Here is a 7,896-nt window from a genome sequence, read left to right on the forward strand (position 1 = left end):
TTTTCATATTTAATAATTAAAATTAATGATTTATTTCTTGACTAAGTGACATATATTCTGTTAATTACCTTCTAATTTAGAGGTTAGTACTGCAAGGCTTAAGTTGTTTAATTTTTTTTCTCCAGAGAAAAAACTCAGAGATGATTTGTAAAGTAAAGTTTAAATTGTAGTAGCGTGGCAAGCTTAAAATAGTGCATTAGCTTCACTCTTGTGGGATGGGCGAAACGCGCATCCGGGGCGGGCTAGAAAGCTTAGCACACAACAAATTTTATTGCAATATTTTAGCTGTGTCAGTCCACTGCATTAATTTTATTTTCACTTTATAAATAACCTCTAAACTCAGTTTTTCTCTTGCCTTGTTGTTGAAAACTTAGCTGAAATTTTTCTTTAACCAGAATGATGGAAGAGTGTGAAATAGGGATACCATTTTAAAACAGTAATTGTAAACGTGAACGACCGTACCCTACGGGAAGGGAAAGCCTACGCCATACCTGTGTACTTCATTTACCTGAAAAACGCTTTATGGTGGTTAACACTCAACAATCACAAATCCTATTTTAGTTGTGAAAAATATCGGTGTTGATTATCCTTTTTAATTGGTCATTTGTCCTTGGTTGTGTCTCATTAATAATTTAGGATTGTTCACCGTCAATAGTCAATAATTAACAGTCAACAGTCAATAAACCTGATGAATGAATGTGCAATTTATCAGTGTAATAGCGTATTTTTCAACCTTAGTATATCAATCCAAAATATAGCAGTTCAATTTTATTAATGAACTGCTCTGTATAGCCAGGCAAGAGGCAATAGGCAACAGGGTTATATAAAGAGTAAAATGTACGGTATTTTATTCAAAAATCAAATAGGATTCCTATAATTGCTGAAATATTAGTTGTTAGAGTTTTGGACTGTCAACAGTCAACACCGATATTATTCACAATTGAAAGAGGATTGCGGTAAAAGATATTAGTGCAGATATTTATCAAGATTTTTCAATTGTGCAATAATCATTTAAAGTTTAGTAATATATTGAAATTGAAAGTTTATAAAAATTAATAAAAACAAAAGAATAAGTGTTATCAGCAGTAAATATTGTATTGTAAATCTGTCAAAAGTAACACAAAAAAATCCCCCATTGGGGCATTGCAAACAGGAGAAAAGTTTTGTTTGTTATTAATTTATATGCTGTTACTTTATTACTTGTTTTGAGTAAGTAAAAATCTAAAATACAGGGTAGTTATGCATATTCCGGATGGATTTGTTTCCGTGCCAGTGGCGGGAGCTACTAGTTTAGCGAGTGTGGCAGCCCTTTTTGTGGCCTTGGGGCGATCGCAAGAGGCCTTTGGTGTGCGTCGCGCTCCTTTGTTAGGGCTAACCACTGCCTTTGTTTTCGCAGCCCAGATGATTAATTTTCCTGTAGCAGGAGGTACTAGCGGTCATTTATTGGGGGGAACATTAGCGGCGATCGTTTTAGGTAGTCCTTGGGCAGGAATGCTGTCTATTGCCACAGTTTTAATTATTCAAGCCGTGCTGTTTGCTGATGGTGGAATTACAGCATTAGGGGCAAATATTTTGAACATGGCAGTAATTGGCGTTTGGGTAGGCTGGATTTTGACCCAAACCTTACAACGGCTGTTTGGAGGGTCTAAAGGGCGTTTACCATTAGCTGCTGGTATTGCGGCTGGTGTTAGTGTAGTAGTAGCCGCCATCGCAGCAGCCATTGAATTAGCCCTCTCTGGAACTGCACCTGTAGCCGTGGTTTTACCAGCCATGACGGGCATACATATTTTGATTGGCATTGGTGAAGGTCTAATTACTGGTGGTGTACTCACTTACTTAGCCACCACCAGACCAGATTTATTACCAGGAGAACAGCACGAATTTCGTGGATGGTCAGTACCTATTGTCAGTATTTTTTTGATTGCAGGAGTATTATCACTGTTTGCCTCCGCTTGGCCTGATGGTTTAGAAAAAGTTGCGGAAAACTTAGGTTTCATTAACCTAGCTGACAAAGTACGGATAATTGTACCGACTCCCCTAGCTGACTATGGAATTGAAGGTTTAGGAGCAATTGGCACTAGCATCGCTGGACTTGTGGGGGCTGCGGTTTGCTTTGCTGTTGCCTTTGGCATTGCCAAGATAGTGAAACCAAAAAATGCTTAACCTTTCCTTACCGCTACGTTTGCAACTGTCCCTAGTGATTGTGGTGGGGGCAGCTTTATTAAAGCATCATGCTTGGTATGGGCTGAGTGTGTATGGGGCGATCGCACTTTTGTGGGCTTGGCTGTTGCGCGCACCAATTCGCCAGTTGGGTGGATTACTTGGTACAGAGTTGATTTTTTTATCGTTGCTGACATTACCTTTGGGATGGCAGAAAGCTAGTTTTTTACTAGTTCGTTCCCTGATTTGTCTGCTTGCGATGAATAGTTTTTTGTTAACCCTACCACCACACAGTTTTGGTATCGCCCTCAAAAGCTTACCCGTACCAGCACCTATCAAAGAAAATTTACTTCTAGCTGGGCAATATATGGAGATTTTGCTCTCAGAAGTTACACGTATGCAACGCAGCGCTCAATTACGAGGTTTAACTGGAACTGCGGTATGGCTGCGCTACACTAGTGCTGCAATGATTGGAGCCTTGTATCTCCGTAGCTTAGACAGAGCAGAACGAGTTTACGCAGCAATGGTAGCTCGTGGTTACAACGGACAATTACCAATAGATTCCAATCTCAGACCAAAAGAGCGTTTTACCCTGTTATTAGCTTGGGTCATCGCTGCCACCATCACCGTAACTTCCTACAAAATTTAACTCCCCACTCCCTCACACAGGTAAATTTTGAAATCTTTAACTTCCAACTCCCAATCATTGAGCAATAAACCCCACGCCGCCGTAGTCGAGGTTGAGAACTTGGTATATGCATATTCCCGCCAAGAAGCAGTATTGCAAAGAATTTCTTTTAGCTTGAACAAAGGCGATCGCGTGGCCTTGATGGGAGCCACCGGTTCTGGAAAAAGCACGTTGTTAGAAAACCTAATTGGCTTAAAAGAACCACAATCCGGGAAAATTACCATTAATGGCATCCCCGTACAACCGAAAACTTTACCCCAAATACGTCGTCAAATCGGTTTTAGCTTCCAAGATGCCAATGACCAATTATTTATGCCCACCATCTTAGAAGATGTCACCTTCGGGCCGCGCAACTATGGCATGTCAGCAGCAGCAGCTAGCGATCGCGCCCGTCAGTTATTAGCAGATTTTGGACTAGAAGCCTACGCTAATCGTTCTGCCCACGAACTCTCCGGCGGACAAAGACGCCTCGCCGCCCTCGCCGCAATTTTAGCCCTAGAACCAACGATTTTGATTTTAGATGAGCCGACTAACGGTCTCGATCCAGCATGGCGGCGTCATTTGGCACAAGTATTGTTCAAGTTACCCGTAGAAGTAATCTTAATTGCCTCTCACGATCTGCATTGGTTGGGTAGAGTTACTCAACGTGCCTTGGTGCTATCTGGTGGTCGCATTCAAATAGACGGCGACATTCAACCACTTTTGCAAGATGGTACGACTTTAGACCAGTTGGGTTTGCCAGTAGATTGGTGATTTGGGCATTGGGCATGGGGTATGGGGAAATAAGTTTGAGCGTTGAGGTTTTGAACTGGAACTTTGAGCCTCTGAAGTTCAAAACTTTCAGTTTAAATCTTCCTTATCGTCTTCCATGCCCAATAACCAATGCCTCCTTTATGAGTAATATTAGATACTATATTCTCGGTTTGATTGGTCTTGGGGTGTTAATGTCGATTTTACATAAATATACTGTTCTTGCTCCTGTGAGCCTGAGCATTGCTTTGTTTATTACTAGTTGCAGCGAAACTAAAGTCTCCCAATGCGAGCGATTGATTAAACTTGTTAATGAAGGAACGTCATTAATTGATAAAAATAAAGGAACGCAAGTTATAACCAGTATTCAGCTATCTAAAGATTTGGAGTTTATTACTAAATCAATTCAGGAGTTGAATTTAACAGACCCCAAGCTCAAGGAATATCAAAGCAGTTTTGCTAAGATTTTTCAAAACCTCGGTCAAGCGATCGCCAAAGCAGGTAGGGCGTTAGGTTCAGCTAAAATAGCAGAAGCCTCCGCTACTGGTAGGGACAGAATTCAAAAAGCCAGAACCGAAATTGATTCATCACTCACGGCTGCTGAAGCTCTTGGTAAGCAGTCAGATAAGTTAGTCGATGAAATGAATAAATATTGTAAGCAGGCAGAGTAATCTAATTTGGGCATGGGGCATGGTTTATTAATTCTTCTCCCTTATCCTCCCAACTCCTACTAAAAATCAGTAACTTTTATCACTCTTTTTTTAAAAATATTCCTGATATACGCCAACTTTGACTGTCAAAAGGAATGTTGGTGTAAGTCAAATGAAATACCAGGAGTGATATGAGTCTACTGATGGCGAGTGTACTAGCAACAGCGCCAGTATCTGCGCTCAATTTCCCAGAAAATACTGTAATCGAGCCAGATAATCAGGTGCAGGAGTCAATACAAAAAAATTTATCTGAAGTAGTTACGCCTGTTGAAATTACACCACCTGAATTTGTACAGCCAGATATCAGTACTCCAATAGTTGTAAAAACTAAGTACGAAAATATACTGACAAAAAGTAGAGAAAAAATTCAATTTATCAGTTCTTCTCACTCGCCTGAATCAAAAAATACTCAACCTCCAACGAAAGAACTTGACAACAACAATTCTGAAACCGCAGATTCAGATGACCCAATGTCTCAAGTTAATTCGGTATCACACCTTGAGGATGTGCAACCTGCTGATTGGGCTTTTGGTGCTTTGCAGTCTTTGGTAGAACGTTATGGCTGCATTGCGGGATATGGCGATAATACTTATTTGGGAAATCGTACTATTACTCGTTATGAATTTGCAGCTGGTTTAAATGCTTGTTTAGAGAAGATTAATCAAGCGATGCCTGCGGCGGGCTACGCCTACGCTAACAATCAACTTCATACTGTTAACGATGAAGATTTAGCCCTACTGCAAAAATTACAAGATGAATTTAAAGCAGAATTGCAACAATTACAGCAGCGTGTCGAAGCTGTGGAAAACCAAACGAGTGAATTAAAAGGTAATCAATTTTCTACAACCACGAGATTATTCGGTCAAGCTGTTCTTAGCGTTCAGGGAACCAATACCACTGATGCAGATTTATTTCCCAGAGATGGAATACCCGAACGCCAGGGAAAAACTAATCTTACTTTCACAAGTAGCGCCCAACTAACCTTAGCAACTTCATTTACCGGGCGAGATTTGCTGTTAACAGGATTGTCTGCGGGAAATTTAGGTTCTAATGCATCGTTGTTATCTACAAATATGGGGCGGTTGGGTTTCGAGTCCAACACAGACAACAATGTGGTGATTAGTGATTTATCTTATAGATTTCTCGCTGCGGATAATTTGGGAATTGTCGTCGGTACGGCGGGAGTCAACCCCATCAACACTTTTCGCGGTATTAGCCCATTAGAAGGTTCTAGCGATGGTGCAATTTCTCTATTTGGTCAACGTAATCCAATTTTAGGCATTGGTAACGGTACTGGTGGTATAGGTTTTGACTGGCAAATTAGCGATCGCATTAGTTTGCAAGGTGTTTACAGTGCAGAAATTCCCAGTTTTCCTGGCAACATCAACCAGGGTGGATTATTTGGTGGTAGATTTACTACTGGTGCTCAGTTAAGTTTAGCACCTACTAATAATCTTGATATCGGCATACATTACCTTTATTCCCACTCCCCAGATGGACTATTGGGAACTGGTATCGGGGATTCTCAATTAATTTCCCCTTTTGCTGATGCTACAGCTTTCAATACCCACGCAGTTGGCGCTACCGTTGCTTGGCGAATTAACCCCAACTTACAGGTAGGTGGTTGGGGTGGCTTCACTTCTTCTAAACCATCCAATCTTTCTGGAAGCGTAGAAACCACCAATTGGATGGTGTTCGCGGCTTTTCCTAATTTGCTGCGTCGTGGGAATTTAGGAGGTGTTTTGGTGGGACAACCACCGAAAATTACCTCTAGTACTTTACCTGATGGATTTAACCTTCCTAACTTTTCTGATGGCGGGACAGCAGGGGGACGCACTGACACATCAATTCATCTAGAACTTTTTTACCGCGCCCAACTAAGTGACAATATTGCTCTAACTCCAGGCTTATTTGTTATTTTCAATCCCGATCACAACGCTGTTAACGATGCTTTAGTGGTTGGAGCATTAAGAGCAACTTTCCGGTTTTAATTTTGTACTGATGTAAATGTAATGAAATACGCTTTTTTATTACTGACAAAATCAGTAGATAAATGCTTCTATTGACTAATGGAACGCAGAAAAAAAACATGCGTATTTTTTCATACGTGATTAAAGGAGCAAATTTTTCATGACGGTAAATTCATCAACTCATAACACTTGCAAAAATCCAAAATTCTATTGTGCGGTTGTTAGCAGCAGTAGTTTAGCCGCACTCATTATTGCTTTAGGTGGAACAAGTGCTTTAGCTCAAATCACAATTCAAAGCACTGGGACATTATCAGGTACAATTCAACTCCCTACTAATAATCCGAATTTCAATCAAAGCATTACTCGTATTGACACAGACGACACGGGGACTTACTCGCGGAACTTGGGTACTAAAAACAATCCTAACTACGTCCCTATATACAAGTCTGATTATGTGAAAGTACAAACACGTAATGATGGTACTTTGCATTATTTTGTTGACTTTAAAGGAATTCCCATCATCTCCTTTAATGGCGTTCTGAATTCACCTGTTCTCTCTGACGGCGAGTTGACAGGTTTTAAATATCAGGGACAAGTAGCCGGAACTAAGTTTCAAGGAGTTGTTCAGGATGAATTTAATCTCACAAAAGCTTTATACACAGGTATTGTTACCGACCCAAAAACCGGAAACCAGTATCAAGGAACTTTTGAAGTCAGTGGATACGGGCCCAGGTATAGCGATCCTAATGGTGGCGCAACTCCCACAGTCTTCGATTTCAAGTCAGATCTCCCTGGTTCCCCAAAGGTGACATCCTTGGAAATGACTAACTCTTTTATAGGGAAATTGACAATTAAAGTACCTGCAAATGCAACTCTTATAACTCCTACACCCACAAGTGGTGGCGGTAGCAGCACACCCACTCCTACACCTGTAGTTAGCGGTGGTAGCAGTACACCCACTCCCGCACCTGTAGTTAGCGGTGGCAGCACGCCCACTCTTCCAACGATAGTTAATAGTGGCGATGCAATCACTGTGACACCAATAGTTAATAGTGGCGATGCAATCACTGTGACACCAATAGTTAATAGTGGCGATGCAATCACTGTGACACCGATAGTTAATAGTGGTAGTGCGATCGCTTCGCCGACGACTACAACTTACACATCTGAATCCAATTCTCCATCACTATCTACAGCACCTAACATAGAATTCAGTAGCGGTAATTCTCCAACAGTTAATCAAGTAGTGATAAATCCTGCAAACCTAACTCAAACTGCTTGTTCAAAAGATTCTGCTGATAGCTGTACAAAAGTGACTTTACCCAAACAAGCGATCGGCCCGCGCAGTCGAGTGCTGGTACGTTAGATATTTACACCAATTTGCACATCTTCAGATAACTTTCACTTTAGCCGGGGAGTATGAAAGGATTGGGAAGATTTCTTCACCATCTGCCCATCTCCCCATGAAAACTTTAGGGTACTTCTGGAACTCGAACACAGGAGAATGAAATCAATATAATAGCTAAAATGGGGTAATATTCCAATTCAAAAGTCTACCATCGGCTATTCTGTTGCGTTTTACAGACTACCTTTCCCCTTTCCCCTTTCCCTTTCCCCC

6 protein-coding genes are annotated in these 7,896 nt (G+C 41.1%); all 6 read left to right on the top strand.

The genetic code is table 11. From position 1 onward, the window contains the following. Window positions 1-1,239 precede the first annotated feature (1,239 nt). Entirely contained in the window at window positions 1,240-2,163 is a 924-nt protein-coding gene (locus GNE10_RS29055; RefSeq protein ID WP_185569134.1) for an energy-coupling factor ABC transporter permease, read from the top strand. Beyond that, entirely contained in the window at window positions 2,156-2,809 is a 654-nt protein-coding gene (locus GNE10_RS29060) for an energy-coupling factor transporter transmembrane protein EcfT (RefSeq protein WP_185569136.1), read from the top strand. The genes GNE10_RS29055 and GNE10_RS29060 overlap by 8 nt, the downstream gene beginning before the upstream one ends. 27 nt (window positions 2,810-2,836) lie before the next feature. Further along, window positions 2,837-3,601 carry an energy-coupling factor ABC transporter ATP-binding protein gene (locus GNE10_RS29065; RefSeq protein WP_185569138.1) on the top strand — a complete coding sequence of 255 codons (765 nt, stop codon included), beginning with the start codon at window positions 2,837-2,839 and terminating at the stop codon, window positions 3,599-3,601. A 191-nt stretch (window positions 3,602-3,792) separates the two neighbouring features. Next, window positions 3,793-4,269 carry a hypothetical protein gene (locus GNE10_RS29070; RefSeq protein ID WP_185569143.1) on the top strand — a complete coding sequence of 159 codons (477 nt, stop codon included), beginning with the start codon at window positions 3,793-3,795 and terminating at the stop codon, window positions 4,267-4,269. Between the two features lie 170 nt (window positions 4,270-4,439). Then, window positions 4,440-6,299, top strand: a complete 1,860-nt coding sequence (locus GNE10_RS29075) for an iron uptake porin (RefSeq protein ID WP_185569140.1) — start codon at window positions 4,440-4,442, stop codon at window positions 6,297-6,299. Between the two features lie 139 nt (window positions 6,300-6,438). Further along, the gene (locus tag GNE10_RS29080) at window positions 6,439-7,644 is read left to right on the top strand and encodes a hypothetical protein (RefSeq protein ID WP_185569142.1); all 1,206 of its coding nucleotides are present in this window, start codon (window positions 6,439-6,441) and stop codon (window positions 7,642-7,644) included. Window positions 7,645-7,896: the final 252 nt, after the last annotated feature.

It is taken from the genome of Nostoc sp. 2RC, from assembly GCF_014222165.1.
Taxonomy (GTDB): domain Bacteria; phylum Cyanobacteriota; class Cyanobacteriia; order Cyanobacteriales; family Nostocaceae; genus Nostoc; species Nostoc linckia.